Origin of the sequence: Streptomyces sp. NPDC102490, from assembly GCF_044765285.1 — a bacterium.
Lineage (GTDB): Bacteria > Actinomycetota > Actinomycetes > Streptomycetales > Streptomycetaceae > Streptomyces.
The window spans coordinates 1-20,611 of record NZ_JBIWJU010000022.1; the positions used below are offsets into that span (position 1 = coordinate 1).

Sequence of the window (20,611 nt, forward strand, 5' to 3'; positions counted from 1 at the left end):
GGCCCACCCCCTGGGGGGGGGGGGGGGGGGGGGGGGGCCGGGGGGCCGGCGCGGGGGGGGGGGGGGGGGGGGGGGGGGGGGGGGGGGGGGGGGCCGGGGGGGGGGGGGGGGGGGGGGGGGGGGGGCGCGCGCCCCCCCCCCCCCCCCGGGGGGGGGGGGGGGCCCCCCCCCCCCACGGCCCCCACCGGCCCGCACCCGAAGAACAACCGGAGATTCAGACCCGCATCGGCTGCGGCGACTCCCGGCGCGCCGGGTCGGGGCCCTCGTACTCCCGGAGGATCTCGTACCGCGTGTTCCGCTCCACCGGACGGAACCCCGCGTCGCGGATGAGGTCCAGCAGATCCTCCCGCGTCAGCTTGTTCGGCGTGCCGAAGTCGTCCGCGTCGTGCGTGATCTTGTACTCGACGACCGAGCCGTCCATGTCGTCCGCGCCGTGCTGGAGGGCCAGCTGGGCCGTCTGGACGCCGTGCATGACCCAGAAGACCTTGACGTGCGGGACGTTGTCGAAGAGGAGACGCGAGACGGCGAAGGTCTTCAGGGCCTCCGCGCCGGTCGCCATCTGCGTACGCGCCTGGAGGCGGTTCCTGACCTTGCCGTCCTTCATGTCCACGAAGTCGTGCTGGTAGCGCAGTGGGATGAAGACCTGGAAGCCGCCCGTCTCGTCCTGCAGCTCACGCAGGCGCAGCACGTGGTCCACGCGGTGGCGGGGCTCCTCGATGTGGCCGTAGAGCATGGTGCACGGGGTCTTCAGGCCCTTCTCGTGGGCCAGGCGGTGGATGCGGGACCAGTCCTCCCAGTGGGTGCGGTGGTCGACGATGTGCTGCCGCACCTCCCAGTCGAAGATCTCCGCGCCGCCGCCGGTGAGGGACTCCAGACCGGCGTCGATCAGCTCGTCCAGGATGTCGGAGGCGGACATCCCGGAGATGGTCTCGAAGTGGTGGATCTCGGTGGCCGTGAACGCCTTGAGCGAGACGTCCGGCAGCGCGGCCTTCAGTTCACGCAGCGAGCGCGGGTAGTAGCGCCACGGCAGGTTGGGGTGCAGGCCGTTGACGATGTGCAGCTCGGTGAGGTTCTCGCCCTCCATCGCCTTGGCGAGCTTGACCGCCTCCTCGATGCGCATCGTGTACGCGTCCTTCTCCCCCGGCTTGCGCTGGAAGGAGCAGTACGCGCAGGAGGCGGTGCACACGTTGGTCATGTTGAGGTGGCGGTTGACGTTGAAGTGGACGACGTCGCCGTTCTTCCGCGTCCGCACCTCGTGCGCGAGGCCGCCGAGCCAGGCGAGATCGTCCGACTCGTACAGCGCGATGCCGTCCTCGCGGGTCAGCCGCTCACCGGAGCGGACCTTCTGCTCCAGCTCGCGCTTGAGCCCGGCGTCCATGCGATACCTCTTTCTGAGACAGACGGGTCAACGGTACGCCCCGGCTACTGGACCTCTTCCGGCAGCTCGCCCACCCGGTTCTCCCACTTGGTGGAGAGGACGATGGTGGTGCGGGTCCTGGACACGCCCTTGGTGCCCGACAGCCGCCGGATGATGCTCTCCAGGCCGTCCACGTCGGCGGCGCGCACCTTGAGCATGTAGGAGTCGTCACCGGCGATGAACCAGCAGTCCTCGATCTCCCGCAGCTCCCTGAGCCGCTGGGCCACGTCCTCGTGGTCGGCGGCGTCGGAGAGCGAGACGCCGATCAGGGCGGTGACGCCGAGGCCGAGCGAGGCGGCGTCCACGGTGGCCCGGTAGCCGGTGATGACACCGGCCGTCTCCAGCCGGTTGATGCGGTCGGTGACGCTGGGTCCCGAGAGTCCGACCAGGCGCCCCAGCTCCGCGTAGGAGGCCCGGCCGTTCTCCCTCAGGGCCTGGATGAGCTGCCTGTCCACCGCGTCCATGCGATCGAAGCCTTCCACTGAAGAATTCTGAAGATGTGGGTAACAAACGTGTGGGGGGAGGTGGTGCTCAGGTGGTGGGGCGGGCCCCGCCGAGGTCGCCGCTCCAGCGGCGGTACAGGTCGTGCCCGACACCCGCCGCGTCGAGGACGCGCCCGGCGACGAAGTCCACCAGGTCCTGGATGTGCGTCGCCCCCGCGTAGAAGGCCGGGGAGGCGGGCACCACGCTCGCGCCGGCGTCGTCCAGGGTCACCAGGTGCCGCAGCGTCCGGCCGTCCAGGGGGGTCTCCCGTACGGCCACGACCAGCCTGCGGCGCTCCTTGAGGGTCACGCTCGCGGTGCGCTGGAGCAGGTCCTTCGACAGCCCGAGCGCGACACCGGCCACGCAGGCCGTCGACGCGGGCACGATCAGCATGCCCTTCGTCGGGTACGACCCCGAGGACGGCCCGGCCGCGAGGTCGCCCGCGCTCCAGTGCCGTACGCCGGAGACGTCCGCGTCGAACGTGCCGGGCTTTCCGTCGGCTCCGCGGGCCAGCCACGCGCGCAGGTCCTGCTGCCAGTGGGCGTCGCGGAAGGGGATGCCGGTCTCGTCGAGCAGGGTGAGCCGCGAGGCCCGGCTGACCACCAGGTCGACACTCTCGCCGGCGGCGAGCAGCGCACGGAGCACGGCGGCGGCGTACGGGGTCCCGGAGGCCCCGGACACCCCCACGATCCAAGGCACGCGCTGCGTATGTCCTGGCTTCATGATGCCGAGCCTAGTCGCAGGCTCAGGGTTTTCAGACCGTGAGGCCCCGTACGAGCAGATCCAGCAGCGCGCACCCGAACAGCGCGATGCCGATGAAGCCGTTGACGCTGAAGAACGCCCTGTTGAGGCGGGTCAGGTCGGTGGGGCGGACGATGGTGTGCTCGTAGACGAACGCACCCGCGACGATCAGCAGGCCCAGCCAGAAGAAGACACCGGCGTCGGTGGCGAGGGCGTACCAGATGAAGAGGCCCGTGGTAACGGTGTGGCAGGCGCGGGCGCCCCAGATCGCGGCCGGGATGCCGAAGCGGGCCGGGACGGACTTCACGCCGACCTCGCGGTCGGTCTCGACGTCCTGGCAGGCGTAGATCAGGTCGAAGCCGCCGATCCAGATGCCGACCGCGAGGCCGAGGATCACGGCCTCCCAGGACCACTCGCCGCTGATCGCCAGCCAGCCGCCGATCGGGCCCATGGCCTGGGCGAGGCCGAGGATGGCCTGCGGGAAGTTCGTGAACCGCTTGCCGTACGGGTAGACCACCATCGGGATCACCGCGACGGGGGCCAGGGCCAGGCAGAGCGGGTTGAGCAGGGCCGCCGCGCCGAGGAAGACGACCAGGGCGATCAGCGCGCCGGTCCAGGCGTGCTTGACCGACATGGCGCCGGTGACCAGCTCGCGGTGGGCGGTGCGCGGGTTGCGGGCGTCGATCTCGCGGTCGATGATCCGGTTGACGGCCATCGCGAAGGTGCGCAGGCCCACCATGGCGACGGTGACCAGGAGCAGCCGGCCCCAGTGGATGTTCTCGTCCCACCGGTACATCGCGGTCAGCGCGGCGATGTAGGCGAAGGGCAGCGCGAACACCGAGTGCTCGATCATCACCAGGCGCAGGAACGCCTTGGTGCGCCCCGGCTGCTGCGGCAGGGCGGCGGAAGCCGACGTCACAGTCCGTACTCCTTCCAGCGGCGGTCGACCTTCGCCGCCGTCTCCGGGTCGGACAGCACCATGTCCGGCCAGCCCCCGTCGCGCGTGTACCCCTCCTCGGGCAGCTTCCTCGTGGCGTCGATGCCCGCCTTGCCGCCCCAGAACTGCTGGTAGGAGGCGTGGTCGAGGTGGTCGACCGGGCCTTCCACGACGGTGAGGTCACGGGCGTAGTCGGTGTTGCCGAGCGCCCGCCAGGCGACCTCGTGCAGGTCGTGGACGTCGCAGTCGGAGTCGACCACCACGATCAGCTTGGTCAGGGACATCATGTGCGCGCCCCAGATGGCGTGCATGACCTTCTGGGCGTGCTTGGGGTACTTCTTGTCGATCGAGACGATCGCGCAGTTGTGGAAGCCGCCGGCCTCGGGGAGGTGGTAGTCCACGATGTCCGGGACGATGATCTTGAGGAGCGGGAGGAAGAAGCGCTCCGTGGCCTTCCCCAGCGGGCCGTCCTCCGTCGGCGGGCGGCCGACCACGATCGACTGGAGCAGCGGGCGCTTCCGCATCGTCACGCAGTCGATCGTCAGGGCGGGGAAGGGCTCCTGGGGGGTGTAGAAGCCGGTGTGGTCGCCGAAGGGGCCCTCGGGGAGCATCTCGCCGGGCTCCAGCCAGCCCTCGATGACGACCTCCGCCTGCGCCGGGACCTGGAGCGGGACGGTTTTGCAGTCGACCATCTCGATCCGCTTGCCCTGGAGGAACCCGGCGAACAGGTACTCGTCGATGTCGCCGGGGAGCGGGGCGGTGGAGGCGTAGGTCACGGCGGGCGGGCAGCCGAAGGCGATGGCGACCGGCAGGCGCTCACCGCGCCGGGCGGCGACCTGGTAGTGGTTGCGGCTGTCCTTGTGGATCTGCCAGTGCATGCCGATGGTGCGCTTGTCGTGGCGCTGGAGCCGGTACAGGCCCAGGTTGCGGATGCCCGTCTCCGGGTCCTTGGTGTGGGTGAGGCCCAGGTTGAAGAAGGAGCCGCCGTCGTCGGGCCAGGTGAACAGGGCGGGGAGCCGGTCGAGGTCCACGTCGTCGCCGGTGAGGACGACCTCCTGGACGGGGGCGCTGCCCGGCTTCACCTTCTTCGGCGGTACGTGCGTCATCGCGCCGAGCTTCCCGAAGGCCTCGCGCACGCCGACGAAGCCCTGCGGCAGCTCGGGGCGGAGCAGTCCGCCGATCTTGTCCGAGATGTCGGAGTACGCCTTCAGGCCGAGGGCCTTGAGCAGGCGCCGGTCGGTGCCGAAGACGTTCATCGCGAGGGGCAGGTCGGAGCCCTTCACGTTCTCGAAGAGCAGGGCGGGGCCGCCGGCCTTGTTCACCCGGTCGACGATCTCCCCGACCTCCAGGTACGGATCGACCTCGGCCTTGATGCGCTTGAGGTCGCCCTCGCGCTCCAGCGCCCGGAGCAGGGAGCGAAGATCGTCGTAAGCCATGCGGTCCAGTATCCCCGAGCGGCTACCCTGGCCCTGTACCTGGGGGCCGTGACGCGTCCCCACCCCTCGCTTGAGCTGGAGAGGCCCATGCTCCGGGTGCTGATGTTCCTCGTGCCACTGGCACTGAGCGTCTACGCGTTCATCGACTGCATCAGCACGAAGGACGCCGACATCCGCCACATGCCCAAGCCGCTGTGGGCGATCCTCGTGCTGCTCTTCCCGCTGGTCGGCTCGATCTCCTGGATCATCGCCGGCAAGAAGCGGCAGCCGGCCGGCTCCTCGCCCTGGCAGGTCGGCGGCGGGCGGCGGCAGTGGGTGGCCCCGGACGACAACCCCGACTTCCTGAAGTCCCTGGAGAAGGACGACGAGAAGGACAGGGACAAGGACGGAGACAAGGACTAGGACGCGAACCGCGGGCTGCGGCTGAGGTCCCGTCAGCCGGGTCCGGCGAGTTCCGCGACCCGCGCCGGGCTCAGCGCCAGGTCGAAGGCCCGTACGTCGCGGATGGACCCGGGGAAGAAGTCCCGGGGCTGCCCGTCGAAGGAGGCCCGGCCGATGATGAAGGCGCCGGTGGCGGGCGCGGGGCCGGTGTCCTCGACGACCGCCTCCTCGACGCCGTTGACGTACAGGCGCAGCGTGCGGGCCCGGCCGTCGCAGACGCCGGTCAGGTGGGTCCAGACGTGCGCGGCGGGCGCGGTCCGGGCGACGGCGCGCAGGCCGGGACGGGAGAACGCCCAGCCCCGGTCCTCGCTGGAGTACTGGAGGTAGAAGCCGCTGGCGTCGGCGCTGTCCTGGCTGACGGCGGTGGCGAAGGTGCCCGGCAGGACGGCGAGGCGGACCCGGGCGGCGACGGTGAAGCTACGGCCCGCGCCGGTCTCCAGCACCGGGCCGTCGGTCACGATCTGGCTGCCGGTCCCGTCGAAGGCGGCGCCTTCCCCCGCGCCCTGCCAGGCGACGCCGGTCACGGTGCCGTCGTGGCCGCCCGCGGTGTCCCGCGCGACCTGGCCGGAGGTCTCGTCGAGGGGCCACAGCCCGACCGGCCCCGGGGGCGGCGGTGACGCCGGGGAGGGCGACGGCGGGGGTGCGGCTCCGTCCGGTGTGCCCGACGCGTCGGAGGCCGCCGGGCGGTTGAGCCAGAACCCGGTCCCGGCACCGAGGGCGGCGAGCGCGCCCGCGCCGGACAGCAGGAAGGCCCGCCGACCGGGACGGCCGCCGTCCCCGGGTGCCGTCGGGCGTACGCCGGCCGGTGCGGGCGCCGCCGCGTGCGTCGGCGGAGGGGTGGGGTCGACGCGGGTCCGCGCATGCGCCGGGGGTGCGGCGGGCGGCGGGACGATCCGGGTGGGCACGGTGTCCGCGCGGGTCGGACGGACGGCCGGCGTCCACTGCTGGGCGTGCGGCAGGGCCGTCGCGCTCTCGCCGCCCAGCGGGCCGATGCGGGCGAGGATCTCGCGCGGGGCGGGGCGGTGGGCCGGGTCCTTGGCGAGGCAGTCGGCGATCAGGGAACGCAGCGCCGGGTCGGCGACGGCGTCCACGTCGGGGGCGTTGTGGACGACGCGGTAGAGCAGCGCGGGCGTCGGTCCGGCGCCGAAGGGGTTGGCGCCGGTCGCGGCGAAGGCCAGCACCGCGCCCAGGCAGAACACGTCGCTGGCCCAGGTGACCTCGTCCCCGTTGACCTGCTCCGGGGACATGAAGCCAGGGGAGCCGGCCAGGTGTCCGGTGCCGGTGAGGGAGTCGGCGTCGACGCTGCGCACGATGCCGAAGTCGATGACGCGCGGCCCGTCCTCGGCGAGCAGCACGTTGGAGGGCTTGAGGTCGCGGTGAACGAGGTGCGCGGCGTGGATCGACACCAGCGCCTCGGCCAGCCCGGCGGCCAGCGTGAGCACCGCCTGCGGTGCGAACGGCCCCCGCTCGGCCACCGCCTGCTCCAGCGACGGTCCGGCGATGTAGCTGGTGACCAGCCAGGGCAGCGGCGCGTCCGGGTCGGCGTCGACGACCGGGGCGGTGAAGGCGCCGCTGACCGCCCGGGCCGCCCGGACCTCGCGCCGGAAGCGGTCGCGGAACTCCGGTCGGCGCAGCAGCTCGGCGTGCACCACCTTGACCGCGACGAGCCGGCCTCCCGGGGACCGGCCGAGGAAGACCCGGCCCATGCCGCCCACTCCCAGCCGGCTCAGCAGCCGGTACTCCCCGACGGAGCGCGGGTCGTCCGGCTCCAGCGCTGACACAGATCCCTCCCGGTCGCTCCCCGCGTGCGGTCCTCGCCCCTGCGGGCGGGTCCAGCATAGGGGGGCGGTCAGCGGGCGACGTCGGCGAACTTCTCGACGGCGGCCGGGGCGACCGGGGTGAAGAAGTTGACCAGGTTGCCGTCGGGGTCGCGGAAGAGGAGCGCGCGGTTTCCCCAGGGCATGGTCGTGGGCTCCCTGACGAACTCCGCCACGAAGCCGGTCAGGTTCCGGTGCACGGCGTCCACGTCGTCCACCAGGAACTCGATGATCACGCTGCGGTTGTCGGCGGGGCGGGCGGAGCCGGGGGCGAAGAGCGGCACGGTGCGGGTGCTGCCGATCGCGAGGGTGCCCGAGGGGGTGCGCAGTTCCGCGAAGTCCTCGGTGGCCCGGGTCGCGCGCAGGCCGGTGGCGCGCTCGTAGAAGTCGACGAGGCGGGCTACGTCGGCCGTGATGACGCGGATCGAGACGAGGTTCATCGGGTTCACTCCGGTTCGGTGGGTGGTGCTGCGGTGCTGTCCCTCGCACGGTAGGAGCGATACCGGTCACTTTCCGGCCGGTATCGGCGGCAGACTTGGGGCATGTCCCGTCCCGTGTCCCGTGTGCTCACCCTGCTCGAACTGCTCCAGGCGGGCGGGGTGCGCACCGTGGCCGAACTCGCCGGCCGGCTCGGCGTCGGCGAGCGCACGGTGCGCCGGTACGTCGACCACCTCGTCGAGCTCGACATCCCCGTGGAGTCGGTGCGCGGCCGCTACGGCGGCTACCGGCTCGCTCCCGGCCACCGCATGCCCCCGCTGATGCTGACCGACGACGAGGCGCTGGCCGTGCTGCTGGGCCTGGTCGCCGGGCGGCGGACGGGGATCACGGCGGCGGCGGGCACGGCGGGCGAGACGGCGGCGGCGAAGGTCCGGCGGGTGCTGCCGGAGCGGCTCCGCCACCGCCTGGACGCGGTGCTCGACTCCCTCACCTTCACGTCCGCGCCGGCCGGGTCCGCCGCCCCGGAGGCCGCCGTGCTGCTCCCGGTCGCCGACGCGGTGCGCCATCACCGGCCGGTGGCGATCCGGTACACCGGCGGCCGGGGCGGGGACGGCGAGCGCACCGTGTATCCCTACGGGCTGGTCGCGCACGCGGGCCGGTGGTACGTGACGGGCCGGGACCTCTCGGCCGGTGCGGAACGGACGTTCCGGCTCGACCGCATCAGCGGCGCGAGGGTCCTGCCCGGCACCTTCGAACCGCCGCCCGGCCCGGGCCCGGCGGAACGCGTCCTGACCGCGCTGGCCACCGCGCCCTACCGGCACGAGGTGACGGTACGGGTCCAGGGGACGGCCGAGGAGGTCCGGGCCGGGCTGCCGGCCGCCGTGGCGATCGTGGCCGCGGAGGACGGTGGGTCCGGGGGCGAGTCCTGGTGCCGGGTCGAGATGCGGGTCGAGCGGCTGGACTGGGTGCCGGGCGTACTCGCCTCGCTGGACCGCCCGTTCGTCGTCGAGCGGCCGGACGAGCTGCGCGGGCTCGTCGCGGACCTCGCGGGCCGGCTCCTGGAGGCGGCCCGGCACCCGCCGCCGGGTGACTGACGCCGGGTCACAGCCAGGCCGTGGCGAGCCAGGCGGTGAGGGCGGCGGCAGCCAGGAGGGTGAGGTTGAGGGCGACCTGGCGGTCCCCGAGGCGCAGGTGGACCGCGGTCGCACCGATTTGCAGGACGACGAACCCGACGGCCGCGGCCAGGGCGAGCCAGGGTGCGACGCCGGTCAGCGGCGGCAGGACCAGCCCGGCCGCGCCGAGCACCTCGACCACCCCGACGGCACGGACGGCGGGCATCGGGGTGCTGTCCACCCAGGCCATCATCGGCCGCAGCCCCTCCCGGCTGCGCACCACCTTCACCGCGCCCCCGTAGAGGTAGAAGGCGGCCAGGAGTCCGGCGGCGATCCAGTACGCGACGGTCACGACTCCACGCCCGGGGCGACGTCGGTGGCGGGCTCGGTCGCGTAGCGGCTCATCGTCCGCAGGCTCTCCCGCCGGGTCGGGGTCCGGCCGTCGGCGTACAGCTCCCTCAGGTCGCGGAAGTACTGGACGTACAGGTCCGGCGTGAAGGTGCTGAGCATGCGGGCCGGCTCATCGGTGGTGTTGGCGAAGGTGTGCGGCGCGCCGGGCGGGACCATCACCAGCGTGCCCGCCGTCGCGTCGATGTCCTCGTCCCCCACGGTGAACCGCACCGTGCCGGAGATGACGTAGAAGCCCTCGTCGTGCCGGGCGTGGCGGTGCTGGGGCGGCCCGGGGGTGTGCGGGGCGAGCACGGACTCGGCCATGCCGAGGCGGTGGCCGGTGTGGCCGCCGTCCTCCAGGACGCGCATGCGGGTGGTACCCAGCAGGATCGTCTCACCGTCGTCCGGTCCCACCACGGAGACGGCCGGGTCCGCGCCCGGACGGGGCGGCTGGGGCTCACTGTTGAGCGGTGCGTCGGTCATGGCCCGATTCCACCGCCGGAGCACCGGGAGCGTCCAAGACCCGTTCCGCGCACCCGATACCGCACGGGTATCGTCGCAGGATGGACCGGTTGGAGCTGCGTACGCTGCGCTACTTCGTGGCGGTCGCCGAGGAACTCCACTTCGGCCGGGCGGCCGTCCGGCTGCACATGAGCCAGCCGCCGCTGAGCCGGGCGATCAGGGCCCTGGAGACGGAACTCGGCGCCACGCTGTTCCACCGCGCCTCCACCGGCGTCACCCTCACCGGGGCCGGGTCGGTGCTGCTCGACGAGGCGCGCGCCCTGCTGGACCGGGCCGACCGGGTACGCGCGCGCGTGGCCACCGCGGCGGGTGCCGCGACCCTCACCGTCGGCATCCTCGGCGACAGCGCCGACCCGGACGTGGTCCGGCTGGCCGACGCCTACCGCCGGCGCCACCCGCACGCCGAGGTCACCATCCGCGAGACCGACCTGACCGACCCGACCTGCGGGCTGCACGCCGGGCTGGTCGACGTTGCCCTCACCCGCGGCCCCTTCGACCCGACCGGTCTGACCACGCGCACCTTGCGTGCCGACCCGGTGGGCGCCCTGCTGCGGGCCGACGATCCGCTGGCCGGCCGCGCGAGCCTGACCCCGGCCGAGCTGGCCGACCGCCGCTGGTTCCGGTTCCCGGAGGGCACGGACCCCCGGTGGCAGGCGTACTGGCACGGCGGGGAGCCGCGCACCGGGCCCGTGGTGCGTACCGTCCACGAGTGCCGGCAGGCCGTCCTGTGGAACGGCACGGTCGGCATGACCCTCGTCGGGCACGTCCCCGCCGAGGGGCTCACCGTGGTCCCGCTGACGGGCCTGCCGCCGAGCCCGGTGGTACTGGCCTGGCCACGCTCCGACCCGAACCCGCTGATCCGCTCCTTCGTCCGAACCGCGATCGCGGCGTACGCCACCCCCTAGGCGCGCGTCGAGCGCTGGGCCGCCGACTGGTCGCAGGCCGCGTTGCGCACACCGGTGCCGCTCGGGCCGTCGCCCGGCGCCGCCTGTCCGGGGTGAGTGACGTCGATCTGGACGAGGCCGCGCGCATCCTGCCGGAGCGGATCTGGCGGTCGATCAGCGCGAACGGGGCGCAGGGCGGGGGCGGTTGTCCCCCGGGGGAGCTACGGACAGGTGTCCACCGCGGGGTGACGATCCGGGACCGGCGGCTCCCTAGAGTCCTTCTCAGTCGCCGAGCACGACAGGCCGACCGAAAAGACTTCCCTCCCCAACGCCGCGTCCCTGCCCCGCCCTTGCCCGCTGGAGGCCCCCATGTTCCGCACCCTCGCCAAGGCGATCGCCGTGGTCGCCGTCGTCTGCACCGTGGCCGGCGCGGGACTCGTCCTCCACGAGGAGTACGGGGACGACGACTCCGGCGCGCAGGACACCACCGCGTCCGCGGGGGCCTCCTTCACCGGTACGAAGAAACTCCGCGTCGACGGCCACTCGGTCAACGTCTCCTGCTCCGGCCGCTCGGACGCCGACCGGCCCCTGGTGCTGCTGATGCCCGGTGGCGGCGAGGGCCTGGCCAACATGGCCCCCTTGCAGAAGACGCTGGGCAAGGCGGACCGGGTCTGCTCCTACGACCGCCTCGGCGAGGGCGGCAGCGACAAGCCCGCCCCCGGCACCCTGCAGACCGTCAACGACGCCGGCGTCCTGCTCACCAGGCTCCTCGACCGGCTCGCGGGCGACCGCCCGGTCGTCCTGGCCGGACACTCCCTGGGCGGCTACCTCGCCGCCCGCTACACCCCCGACCACACCGACCGCGTCAAGGGCCTGGTGCTCCTGGACGCCACCGTCCCCCACCTCACCCGCGACATGCACCGCACCGTTCCCGCCGACGCGGGCGGCACGGCGGCCCAGCTCCGGGACGGCGCGATCGCGGTCAACGAGGGCCAGAACCCGGAGCGGTTCGTCATCGCCGACGGCCCGGTCCACTCCGCCGGGGACCTCCCCGTCGAGATCCTCAGGCACGAGTCCCAGTACGCCGAGGTCCCCGACTACGGGCCCGCGCTGGAGAAGATGTGGGCCGAGGGGCAGCGGGAGTGGCAGCGGATCTCCACCGCCGCACAGCTCACCATCGCGAAGGGCAGCGGCCACTACATCCACACCGACCGCCCCGACCTCGCCCTCAAGGCCGTCCGGAGCGTCACCGCCCGCGCCGCCGAGGCCCACTGACCCCCGCGCCGCCCCGCAGACCGGCCCTGGGCCGTGGCTTCCCCCGCCGCGGCCCAGGGCCTCCTCCCGTCAGCCCCGCAGCCGGGTGCCGACGATCGCGGCCAGGTCCGGGGCGAGGCGGAGTTCGGTGGTGTGCAGGGCCGGGTGCTCCAGCCAGTGCAGCCGGGCCCGGTCGGGAGCGCCCTCGAAGCGGGGCGGCCAGGTGGCGGCAGGGGTGAAGTCGTCGACCACCAGAGTGCCGCCGGGGGCCAGCAGACGGGCCGGGTCGGCGGCGCCGTCGCCCTTCGCCTGGCCGCCACCGTCCAGCACCAGCAGGTCGTACGGGCCGCGTTCCGCGACGCGCCGCCAGTCACCGTGGAGGATCTCCACCTCCGGGTGGTCCCGGAAGACCTCCCCGGCGACGCCGGCCCGCTCCGCGTCGCGTTCGACGCCGACCAGCCGGGTTCCCGGGCGGGCGCCGGAGGCCAGCCAGGCCAGGCCCACGCCGCAGCCCGTGCCCGTCTCGGCGATGGCCCGCGGTGCTCCCGCGGCCAGCAGGTGGAGCAGGCGGCCCTGTTCGGGGCGGCACGAGTGGGCGAAGCCGTGCGCCCGGGCCGCCGCCACGGCCCGGGCGACCAGCGCCGGCAGGGTGCCGTCGCCGTCCCGGTAGGCGTCCGTCCCCTGAAGCGACATGCCCGCATTATGGGCCCGCCGTCCCCGCATAGGCTGCGCCGGATGAGGAACGGCGAGCGGCGCCTGCGTACCGTCGACCTGGCCCGTGCGGCCGGGCTGTCGACGCAGCAGATCCGCAACTACGAGGACGCCGGTGTCCTGCCCCCGGCCGGGCGGACCGACGCCGGGTACCGGGTCTTCGGCGAGCGGCACCGGGACGCGCTGCTGACGTACCGGGCGTTGCAGCCGGGCTACGGGACGGTGACGGCGACGCGGGTCATGCGGGCGGTGCACGACGGGGACGTGGCCGCCGCCCTCGCCCTGGTGGACGCCGCGCACGCGGGGCTGTACGAGGAGCGGGCGTCGCTGCGGGCCGCCGGCGAGGCGCTGGAGGCGCTGACCGGCCGGGAGACCGCCCCGCCCCCACCCCGTCCCGGCGACGGACAGCGCGGGCTGCGCATCGGCGAGGTGGCCGCGCTGATCGGCGTACGGACGTCCGCGCTGCGGGTGTGGGAGGAGGCGGGGCTGCTCGTGCCCGGGCGGGAGCACGGCACCGGGTACCGCGTGTACGGGCCCGCCGACGTGCGGGACGCGCGGGTGGTGCGCGCGCTGCGCCGCAGTCACCACCTCTTCGACCGGATCCGGCCCGTCCTGGAGGACCTGCGGCGGGAGGGGAGCAGCGAGGCCCTGCGGGCGGCGGTCGAGGCACGCGGGCGGGCCCTCACCGCGCGGACCCGGGCGATGCTGGCGGGCGCGGCGGCCCTGCACGCGTACCTGGGGTGACGGGTGAAGGCGGCACGGGGGAAGGGTGAAGAGGCCGCCGCCCCGGGGCCGGATCGGCGTTCGAGAGGCCATCCGTTCCGTTGAACAGTGCCGACACACCAGGTGCGCGGCCGTATATACGGCATTCCCTTGGTCGGGTCTGTACATCTGCGAACGGAGACCCCCTCGTGCGAATGACCGACATCCAGCGCTGCGAGATCCGGCCCGGGCGCCTCGTCGAGTGGACGCTCAGTCCCGCGACGCTCGACATCGCGGCGGCGCTGCCCGAGGACACGCGACCACCCGCGTACATCCAGGAGTCGCACATCCGGACGGCACGGTCGGTGCGCGAGGACGGCCTGTTCGTGCCGACCTGGCTCGGCGCGGCCTTCGACATCCCGGGCCCGGTCGACCTCGACGTGCTCCAGGAGGCGCTGCGCGCCTGGACCCTGCGGCACGAGACGCTGCGCAGCGGGTTCCGGTGGGGCGGCGAGGGCGGGGACACGATGCGCCGGTTCACGCTGGACGCGGACGCCGTGGCCCTGCACCGCGAGGACGTCGGCGACTTCCCGGACGCGGCGGACCTCGCCCGGCACCTCCAGGACCGCTTCGACCGGGTCGCGGACGCGCTGCGCTGGCCGAACCTCATCTACACGGCGGTGGTCCGCGACGACGGCGTCAGCGTCTACATGGCCTTCGACCACAGCAACGTCGACGCGTACTCCATCTACCGCATCCCCGCCGAGGTCGGCGAGCTGTACTCCGCGGGCGTCGCGGGGCGGACCGTGCCGCCGCCCCGGGTCGGCTCGTACGTCGACTTCTGCGAGGCCGAGCGGGCGGACGCGGACCGGATCGACGGCGACCACGACATCGTCGCCCGCTGGCGGGAGTTCATCCGGCGCTGCGACGGGCGGCTGCCGTCCTTCCCCGTCGACCTCGGCGTCCGGCCCGGCGGCGCGCTGCCCGAGCAGCGGCTGCTGCGGGAGCCGCTGGTGGACGCGGCCGACGCCGCCGCGTTCGAGGCGTACTGCCGTCCCTACGGCGGCAGCCTGGTCGGCGTGCTGGCCGCGACCGCGCTGATCGTCCACGAGATCGGCGGCGAGCCGGTCTACCGCACCGTCGTGCCCTTCCACACCCGGTCGCGCTCGCAGTGGGCGGAGTCCGTCGGCTGGTACGTGGGCGGGGCGCCGATCGAGGTCCCGGCGGAGAGGGCCCACGACTTCCCCGGCGCCCTGCGCGCCGTCCGCGCCGAGCTCCAGGCCAACCGGCGGATGTCCCGCATGCCGATCGACCGGGTGCTGCGCCTGCTCGGCACGGACTTCCGGCCGACCTCACCCGACCTGTACTCGATCGTGTCGTACGTCGACGCCCGGGACGTCCCGGGCGCGGACAGCTGGCCGGACCGGTCGGCGTACGCGCTGCTCCGGGTCTCCTACGGCGACCAGGTGTGCGCCTGGGTGACCCGGCTCCCGGAGGGCCTGTGGTTCGCCAGCCGCTACCCGGACACCGATGTCGCCCACAAGAACCTGCGGCTGTACGTCGAGCGGCTGCGGGACGTCGTCAGGAGCGTCGGTCAGAAGCCGACCGACTGAAGGGCGCCGAGGCCCACGTCGGCGTAGGAGTGCTTGCCGGAGACGAAGATGTTGACGCCGTAGTAGTTGAACAGCCAGCAGCCGAAGGCGACCAGGGCCAGGTAGGCGGCCTTGCGGCCCTTCCAGCCGGCGGTGGCGCGGGCGTGCAGGTAGCCGGCGTAGGCGACCCAGGTGATGAAGGACCAGGTCTCCTTGGGGTCCCAGCCCCAGTAGCGGCCCCAGGCGTCGCCCGCCCAGATGGCGCCCGCGATGATCGTGAAGGTCCACAGCGGGAAGACGGCGGCGTTGACGCGGTAGGCGAACTTGTCGAGGGTGGCGGCGGCGGGCAGCCGGTCCAGGACCGAGTTGGCGAAGCGGCCGGGGGTGCCGCCGGAGGCGAGCTTGTTCTCGAAGCTGTCCTTGAAGAGGTACAGGATCGTGGCGACGGCGCCGACGTAGAAGACCGCGCCGCAGAAGATCGCCGTGGAGACGTGGATGTACAGCCAGTACGAGTGCAGGGCCGGGACGAGCTGGTCGCTGGCGGTGTAGAGGACCGTGACGGCGAGGCCGAGGTCGAGCAGGACCGTGGTGGTCAGGGGCAGGCCCAGCCAGCGGACGTTCTTCTTCAGGGCGAGCAGCGCGAGGTACACGCCGACGGCGACCGTCGTGAACGTGATGTTGAACTCGTACATGTTGCCCCACGGCGCCCGCTCCACCGACAGGGCGCGAGTGAGGACGCCGCCCGCCTCGATGGCGAAGGCGAGCACCGTGAGCGAGATGGCGACCCGCCCGTACAGGTCGCCCTTCTCGGTGCCGCCGTGCGCGCCGGGACCGTCGGGCACGTCGCGGGTGCCGGTCGCGGACCGTACGACGACCGCGGGGCGCTCCAGTACGGCGGTGCCGCCGGCCTTCTTCACGGTGACGGCCGGACCGGCCTTGGCGCCCGCCTTGGCCGCGGCCGTGCCGTCGGTGAGCGCGGCGGCGGTGCGGCCGACCTTGCTGCGGCTGCCGAAGAGCCACTCGGCGATGTGCGCGAAGAAGGCCAGTGTGTAGACGGCCATCGAGGAGTAGATCAGCGTGTTGCTGACGTTCGCGAGATGCTCGTTGGTCGCGGCGGCCAACTCGGTTGCGGCGGCGAGAGTCACTTCTCAGCCCCTTCGGCAGGTACGACGTGGGTGTCGGGGGAATCGGGGGTGTCGTCGTTGTCGGGCGCGGCGGAGGAGTCGGGCGCGGCGGGTGCCCGCTCGTACAGGACGGCGGCGAGGTCGCCCAGTTCCTCGGGGACCTTCGCGGACTCGCTGCGGCCGAGCCCGGCCATCTCCACGACGGTGACGCCGTCGGCGCCGCGCACGGCCCGCACCCAGACGCGGCGGCGCTGGATGAACAGGGAGCCGGCCAGGCCGAGGATGGCGACGACGGCACCGCCGAGCGCCCAGCCGCTGCCGGGCTGCTGCGTGACCTGGAAGCCGGCCCACTCCTGCACGCCGTTGAAGGTGACCGAGCCGGCACCGTTCGGGAGGGTCATGGTGTCGCCGACCTTGAGCTGCTGCTTGAACAGCTTGCCGTCGGAGTCCTTGAACTCCTCCAGGTTGGTCTTGTCGAGCTGGTAGACGCTCTGCGGGATGCCCGCGTCGACGCCGAGGTCGCCGTGGTAGGCGGAGAGCGCGAGCATCGGGTTCATCAGTGCCGGGAAGGTGGAGAGCATCGTGCTGCCCTTGCCGCCGTAGGTCGGCAGGAAGAACGCGTTGAAGCCGAGCTGCTCCTTCTCGCCCTTGGCGTTGCGGTAGCCGTCCATGACCTTGACGGCGCCGGAGGAGGTGACGTTGCCGTCCAGCGGCAGCAGCGCCACAGCCTGCTTGTCCATCACCACGTCGCCCTTGGCGTCCTTGACGGTGAGGATGGGGGCGTAGCCGTGGCTGACGAGGTACACCTTGGAGCCGTCGACGTGCAGCGGCTTGTTGACCTCGACGGTCTTCGTCTTCTCGGTGCCGCCGGCGCCCTCGCTGTAGGTGACCTTGGCCTCGTAGACGCGCGGGGTGCCGCGGTTGGGGCCGGTCGCCTCGTAGGTGCCGTGGAAGTCCTTCAGGGTGAAGCTGAAGGGTGCCAGGTCGTGGTCCGCGTCGAAGAGGTTCCCGGACTTGAAGTCGTCGTACTGGGTGAGGGTGTTGGAGAAGCCGTCACCCTCCAGGACCAGCTTGTTGCCCTCGTACTTGAACAGCTGGCCCCAGGCGAAGGCGGTCAGCAGCACGATCAGCGCGATGTGGAAGGCGAGGTTGCCGACCTCCCGCAGGTAGCCCTTCTCGGCCGCGACGGCGTCACCGGCGGGGTCCGCGTCCGCACGGAAGCGGCGCTTCTTCAGCAGCTTCAGCGCGGCCTCGCGGACCTCCTCGGGCTCGGCGGCGGTGCGCCAGGTGGTGTAGGCGGGCAGCCGGTCTAGGCGCCGGGGGGCGCGGGGCGGGCGGCCGCGGAGCTGGCCGACGAACTGCCAGGTGCGCGGGACGATGCAGCCGATGAGGGAGACGAACAGCAGGATGTAGATCGCGGAGAACCACACCGAGCTGTAGACGTGGAAGAGGCCGAGCTTGTCGTAGACCGGCGCCAGGATGTCGTGGTTGCGGCGGAACTCCTCGACCTTCACGGCGTCGATGCCGTCCTGCGGGATCAGCGAGCCCGGGATCGCGCCCAGCGACACCAGCAGGAGCAGGATCAGCGCGACGCGCATCGAGGTGAGCTGGCGCCAGAACCAGCGGGCCCAGCCGATCACGCCGAGCGAGGGGAGGTTCGGGGCCTCCTCCGCGGGGGCGGTGGACAGCTGGGAGCCGGCCGCGCCGAGGCTCTGTTCCTCGTCGGTCGTCGGGGTCTTGCCCGCGGTGGCGTTGCTCATCGGTCAGATCCCTACAGTGAAGCCGTTGGACCAGGTCTGCATGTCCTGCACGATGCTGTCCCACGCGCCGGTCAGCAGCAGCACGCCGGTCGCGATCATCATGGCGCCGCCGATCCGCATCACCCAGACATAGTGGCGCTTGATCCAGCCGAAGGCGCCGAGCGCCTTGCGGAAGGCGATCGCGGCGAGCACGAAGGGCACGCCGAGGCCGACGCAGTACGCGACGGTCAGTATGGCGCCGCGCCCTGCGGTGCCCTGGTCGGCGGAGAGCGCGAGGACGGACGCGAGGGTCGGGCCGATGCAGGGCGTCCAGCCGATGCCGAACAGCGCGCCCAGCAGTGGCGCGCCGACCAGGCCGGTCACGGGGCGCTTGTGGAAGCGGAACTCGCGCTGGGTGAACCAGGGCATGAGGCCGACGAAGAAGACGCCCATGAGGATCATGAGCACGCCGAGCACCTTGGTCAGGGTGCCGCGTTCCTCCTGGAGCGTGGAGCCGAAGTAGCCGAAGAGCGCACCGCTGGAGACGAAGACGGCGGTGAAGCCGAGGACGAAGAGGGAGGCTCCGGCGACCATCCGGCCGCGCCGGGCCTCGCCGAGGTCCGTGCCGGTGACGCCGGTCACGTAGGAGAGGTAGCCGGGGACGAGCGGCAGGACGCAGGGCGAGAAGAAGGAGACCAGGCCGCCGAGCAGCGCGATGGGGAGGGCCACGAGGAGGGCGCCGTTCAGCACCGTGCCGTTGTAGCCCTCGGCGGCGAGGGTGGTCACTGCGGACACGTCACTTCTCCGGCTTGCCGTCGTCGGCGAGGTACGGCGCGAGCATCGTGCGCAGCTTCTCCTCGCTGAGCGCCTGGAGGGTGCGCGCGGCGACCTTGCCGTCCCGGTCGATGATGAGCGTGGAGGGGACGGCCTGGGGGTTGAGGGTGCCCTTCTCGAAGCGGAGCATCAGCCTGCCCGCCGGGTCGTACAGGCTCGGGTAGGTGACCCCGTAGTCCTTCTCGAAGGCGCGGGCCGGGCCGGTGGAGGTGTCGCGGGTGTTGATGCCGACGAACTGGACGCCCTGGTCCTTGACGTCCTGGTACACCTTCTCGAAGTTCTTGGCCTCGGCGCGGCAGGGCGGGCACCACGAGCCCCAGACGTTGAGGACGACGACCTTGCCCTTGTAGTCGGCGACGTCGAGCTGTCCGCCGTCGACGGTCTTGCCGGACAGTTCGGGGGCGTCGGCGCGCTCGCCCTGCTTCGCGGTGGCGATGCCGTCCGAGCCGGTGATGAAGCCGGTCTGGCCGCCGCCGCCCGAGGTGCCGCCGGAGCCGCACGCGGACACCAGCAGTGCCGCGGCGGCCGCCCCGACGGCGGCCCGGACGGCCCGGCTACGGGTGCGGACGCGGGCGTCGGCGGTGCGGTCGGCGGTGCGGTTCGTGCGGTTCGAGCGCAGGGGGGCGCGGCTGGCGGCACTCATGTGAAAAGTTTCGCATGTCCGTTCCGAGGATCTTGCGCACCCCCCTCGCGGCCGGAAACCCGCATTTCAGGCGGCGTTCCCGGGGGGTGTCGAGCCCGCGGAGGAGCTGTCCTTGAGGAAGGCGTTCCAGCCGCCGGCCGGCTGCTGCCCCACCTCGACGGTCCGCAGCTTGGCGAGCACCTCCGGCTTCTGCACGTCCAGCCAGTCGGTGAACTGGCGGAAGGAGACCAGCCGGATGTCCTCGCCCTTCTCCTTCTCCCGCGCGATGTGCTTGAGGGCGTTCTCCACGGCGTCCATGTAGATGCCGCCGTTCCACTCCTCGAAGTGGTTGCCGATGAAGAAGGGCGCCCGGTTCGTCTCGTACGCCCGCTTGAAGCCGGATATGTACGCCTTCGTGGCCTGGTCGCGCCAGCCGGGGTAGTTGTGGGCGGGGGCCTTGGTGGAGTTCACCGACTGGTTGGCGAGGATGTTGTAGTCCATCGAGAGGACCTCGAAGGAGTGGCCGGGGAAAGGTATCTGCTGCAACGGGAAGTCCCAGATGCCGTCCTTCTTCACCGGCCACACCTGACGCCCGCCGGGCGAGGAGGCGTCGTAGCGCCAGCCCAGCTCGCGGGCGGTGGGCAGCAGGTGGTCCTGGCCGAGCAGACAGGGCGTGCGGCCGCCGACGAGTTCCTTGTCGTAGTCGAAGGGCAGGGCGGGCAGGTCGGTCCAGCCGCTGTTGGTCTTCCACTCCTTGACGAAGGATTTCGCCTGGTCGATCTCGCTGCGCCACTGCGCGGACGTCCAGTTGCCGACGCTGCCGCCGCCCCCGCAGAAGTGGCCGTTGAAATGGGTGCCGATCTCGTGCCCGTCCAGCCAGGCCCGGTGGACGTTCTTCAGCGTCGCCTTGATGTGCTCGTCGGTGAGGTACCCGATGTCGGAGGCGCCGCGCGGGTTGTTCGGCGGGTCGTAGAGGCGCTTCTTCGACTCGGGCAGCAGGTACAGGCCCGAGAGGAAGAACGTCATGTGCGCGCCGTGCTCCTGGGCGAGGTCGAGGAAGCGCGGGAAGAGCCCGTTGCCGACCTCCCCCGCCCCGTCCCAGGAGAAGACGACGAACTGCGGCGGCGTCTGGCCGGGCTCCAGCGGCACGGGGGCGTCCGGCTGGTGCGGCTGCTTGCCGGTGTACGACGTGGAGCCGTCGCCGATGGGCTTCGCCGGGGCCTTGCTGCTGCCGGAGGGCGACGGTTTCCCGGCGTCCCCGGCCTGGTGCGAGCCGCCCGACGCGGAGTGGGAACCGGTGCCGCAGCCCGCGAGCCCGGCCGCCGCCGCGGCTCCCGCGCCGAGTCCGAGTATCCCCCTGCGGGTGAGAGTGCGGTTGGAAGTGCGCATCGCAACCTCGTTCGTCGCGTCCTTGG

21 protein-coding genes are annotated in these 20,611 nt (G+C 72.7%); 6 read left to right on the forward strand and 15 right to left on the reverse strand.

The window, feature by feature from the left end; genetic code table 11:
* Positions 1 to 214: 214 nt before the first annotated feature.
* The 5 genes from mqnE to ACIRGB_RS34940 all read right to left on the reverse strand — a co-directional run bounded on the left by mqnE (position 215) and on the right by ACIRGB_RS34940 (position 5,014).
* Complete coding sequence (gene mqnE / locus ACIRGB_RS34920) at positions 215 to 1,378, reverse strand: aminofutalosine synthase MqnE (RefSeq protein ID WP_087789939.1); 1,164 nt, start codon at positions 1,376 to 1,378, stop codon at positions 215 to 217.
* Between the two features lie 44 nt (positions 1,379 to 1,422).
* On the reverse strand, positions 1,423 to 1,881 hold the full coding sequence (locus tag ACIRGB_RS34925; protein ID WP_403873618.1) for an Lrp/AsnC family transcriptional regulator: 459 nt from the start codon (positions 1,879 to 1,881) through the stop codon (positions 1,423 to 1,425).
* Between the two features lie 67 nt (positions 1,882 to 1,948).
* On the reverse strand, positions 1,949 to 2,599 hold the full coding sequence (locus tag ACIRGB_RS34930) for a UbiX family flavin prenyltransferase (RefSeq protein WP_403873621.1): 651 nt from the start codon (positions 2,597 to 2,599) through the stop codon (positions 1,949 to 1,951).
* Between the two features lie 55 nt (positions 2,600 to 2,654).
* Positions 2,655 to 3,560, reverse strand: a complete 906-nt coding sequence (gene mqnP, locus ACIRGB_RS34935) for a menaquinone biosynthesis prenyltransferase MqnP (protein WP_403873498.1) — start codon at positions 3,558 to 3,560, stop codon at positions 2,655 to 2,657.
* Positions 3,557 to 5,014: a menaquinone biosynthesis decarboxylase gene (locus tag ACIRGB_RS34940; RefSeq protein WP_403873501.1), complete on the reverse strand. Its 1,458-nt coding sequence runs from the start codon at positions 5,012 to 5,014 to the stop codon at positions 3,557 to 3,559. The genes mqnP and ACIRGB_RS34940 overlap by 4 nt, the downstream gene beginning before the upstream one ends.
* 87 nt (positions 5,015 to 5,101) lie before the next feature.
* Between ACIRGB_RS34940 and ACIRGB_RS34945 the strand changes: the two genes are divergently transcribed.
* Positions 5,102 to 5,416, forward strand: a complete 315-nt coding sequence (locus ACIRGB_RS34945) for a PLD nuclease N-terminal domain-containing protein (protein ID WP_403873504.1) — start codon at positions 5,102 to 5,104, stop codon at positions 5,414 to 5,416.
* Positions 5,417 to 5,448: 32 nt separating this feature from the next.
* Here the strand turns inward: ACIRGB_RS34945 and ACIRGB_RS34950 are convergent, their stop codons facing one another.
* Together ACIRGB_RS34950 and ACIRGB_RS34955 are read right to left on the reverse strand one after the other, a co-directional pair.
* Positions 5,449 to 7,236, reverse strand: coding sequence for a LamG-like jellyroll fold domain-containing protein (locus ACIRGB_RS34950; RefSeq protein WP_403873507.1), 1,788 nt, complete (start codon positions 7,234 to 7,236; stop codon positions 5,449 to 5,451).
* A 68-nt stretch (positions 7,237 to 7,304) separates the two neighbouring features.
* Positions 7,305 to 7,712: a VOC family protein gene (locus ACIRGB_RS34955; protein ID WP_403873510.1), complete on the reverse strand. Its 408-nt coding sequence runs from the start codon at positions 7,710 to 7,712 to the stop codon at positions 7,305 to 7,307.
* A gap of 102 nt (positions 7,713 to 7,814) precedes the next feature.
* Between ACIRGB_RS34955 and ACIRGB_RS34960 the strand changes: the two genes are divergently transcribed.
* Positions 7,815 to 8,804 (forward strand): helix-turn-helix transcriptional regulator, encoded by a 990-nt coding sequence (locus tag ACIRGB_RS34960; protein WP_403873513.1) that lies wholly within the window; start codon positions 7,815 to 7,817, stop codon positions 8,802 to 8,804.
* Positions 8,805 to 8,811: 7 nt separating this feature from the next.
* Here the strand turns inward: ACIRGB_RS34960 and ACIRGB_RS34965 are convergent, their stop codons facing one another.
* The gene (locus ACIRGB_RS34965; protein ID WP_403873515.1) at positions 8,812 to 9,174 is read right to left on the reverse strand and encodes a DoxX family protein; all 363 of its coding nucleotides are present in this window, start codon (positions 9,172 to 9,174) and stop codon (positions 8,812 to 8,814) included.
* Positions 9,171 to 9,695 carry a cupin domain-containing protein gene (locus ACIRGB_RS34970; RefSeq protein ID WP_403873518.1) on the reverse strand — a complete coding sequence of 175 codons (525 nt, stop codon included), beginning with the start codon at positions 9,693 to 9,695 and terminating at the stop codon, positions 9,171 to 9,173. The genes ACIRGB_RS34965 and ACIRGB_RS34970 overlap by 4 nt, the downstream gene beginning before the upstream one ends.
* An 80-nt stretch (positions 9,696 to 9,775) precedes the next feature.
* On the opposite strand from ACIRGB_RS34970, the gene ACIRGB_RS34975 reads away from it, so the two are divergent.
* On the forward strand, positions 9,776 to 10,639 hold the full coding sequence (locus ACIRGB_RS34975; RefSeq protein ID WP_403873521.1) for a LysR family transcriptional regulator: 864 nt from the start codon (positions 9,776 to 9,778) through the stop codon (positions 10,637 to 10,639).
* 348 nt (positions 10,640 to 10,987) lie between these two features.
* Positions 10,988 to 11,893 (forward strand): alpha/beta fold hydrolase, encoded by a 906-nt coding sequence (locus tag ACIRGB_RS34980; protein WP_403873524.1) that lies wholly within the window; start codon positions 10,988 to 10,990, stop codon positions 11,891 to 11,893.
* A gap of 69 nt (positions 11,894 to 11,962) precedes the next feature.
* Here the strand turns inward: ACIRGB_RS34980 and ACIRGB_RS34985 are convergent, their stop codons facing one another.
* Positions 11,963 to 12,565 (reverse strand): O-methyltransferase, encoded by a 603-nt coding sequence (locus tag ACIRGB_RS34985; protein WP_403873526.1) that lies wholly within the window; start codon positions 12,563 to 12,565, stop codon positions 11,963 to 11,965.
* A gap of 42 nt (positions 12,566 to 12,607) precedes the next feature.
* Here ACIRGB_RS34985 and ACIRGB_RS34990 point away from each other — a divergent pair, with 42 nt between their 5' ends.
* Both ACIRGB_RS34990 and ACIRGB_RS34995 read left to right on the forward strand, forming a co-directional pair.
* Positions 12,608 to 13,327: a TioE family transcriptional regulator gene (locus ACIRGB_RS34990; protein WP_403873529.1), complete on the forward strand. Its 720-nt coding sequence runs from the start codon at positions 12,608 to 12,610 to the stop codon at positions 13,325 to 13,327.
* A 167-nt stretch (positions 13,328 to 13,494) separates the two neighbouring features.
* Complete coding sequence (locus tag ACIRGB_RS34995; protein ID WP_403873532.1) at positions 13,495 to 14,898, forward strand: condensation domain-containing protein; 1,404 nt, start codon at positions 13,495 to 13,497, stop codon at positions 14,896 to 14,898.
* Here ACIRGB_RS34995 and ccsB read toward each other — a convergent pair.
* The 5 genes from ccsB to ACIRGB_RS35020 all read right to left on the reverse strand — a co-directional run bounded on the left by ccsB (position 14,880) and on the right by ACIRGB_RS35020 (position 20,585).
* The gene (ccsB, locus tag ACIRGB_RS35000; RefSeq protein ID WP_403873535.1) at positions 14,880 to 16,022 is read right to left on the reverse strand and encodes a c-type cytochrome biogenesis protein CcsB; all 1,143 of its coding nucleotides are present in this window, start codon (positions 16,020 to 16,022) and stop codon (positions 14,880 to 14,882) included. The two genes, ACIRGB_RS34995 and ccsB, sit on opposite strands and share 19 nt — an antisense overlap.
* Positions 16,019 to 17,761 (reverse strand): cytochrome c biogenesis protein ResB, encoded by a 1,743-nt coding sequence (locus ACIRGB_RS35005; protein ID WP_403873538.1) that lies wholly within the window; start codon positions 17,759 to 17,761, stop codon positions 16,019 to 16,021. Before ACIRGB_RS35005 ends, ccsB begins: the two co-directional genes overlap by 4 nt.
* A gap of 3 nt (positions 17,762 to 17,764) precedes the next feature.
* Positions 17,765 to 18,535 (reverse strand): cytochrome c biogenesis CcdA family protein, encoded by a 771-nt coding sequence (locus ACIRGB_RS35010; RefSeq protein ID WP_052839381.1) that lies wholly within the window; start codon positions 18,533 to 18,535, stop codon positions 17,765 to 17,767.
* 1 nt (position 18,536) lies between these two features.
* Positions 18,537 to 19,217: a TlpA family protein disulfide reductase gene (locus tag ACIRGB_RS35015; RefSeq protein WP_403873541.1), complete on the reverse strand. Its 681-nt coding sequence runs from the start codon at positions 19,215 to 19,217 to the stop codon at positions 18,537 to 18,539.
* A gap of 66 nt (positions 19,218 to 19,283) precedes the next feature.
* Complete coding sequence (locus ACIRGB_RS35020; protein WP_403873544.1) at positions 19,284 to 20,585, reverse strand: hypothetical protein; 1,302 nt, start codon at positions 20,583 to 20,585, stop codon at positions 19,284 to 19,286.
* Positions 20,586 to 20,611: the final 26 nt, after the last annotated feature.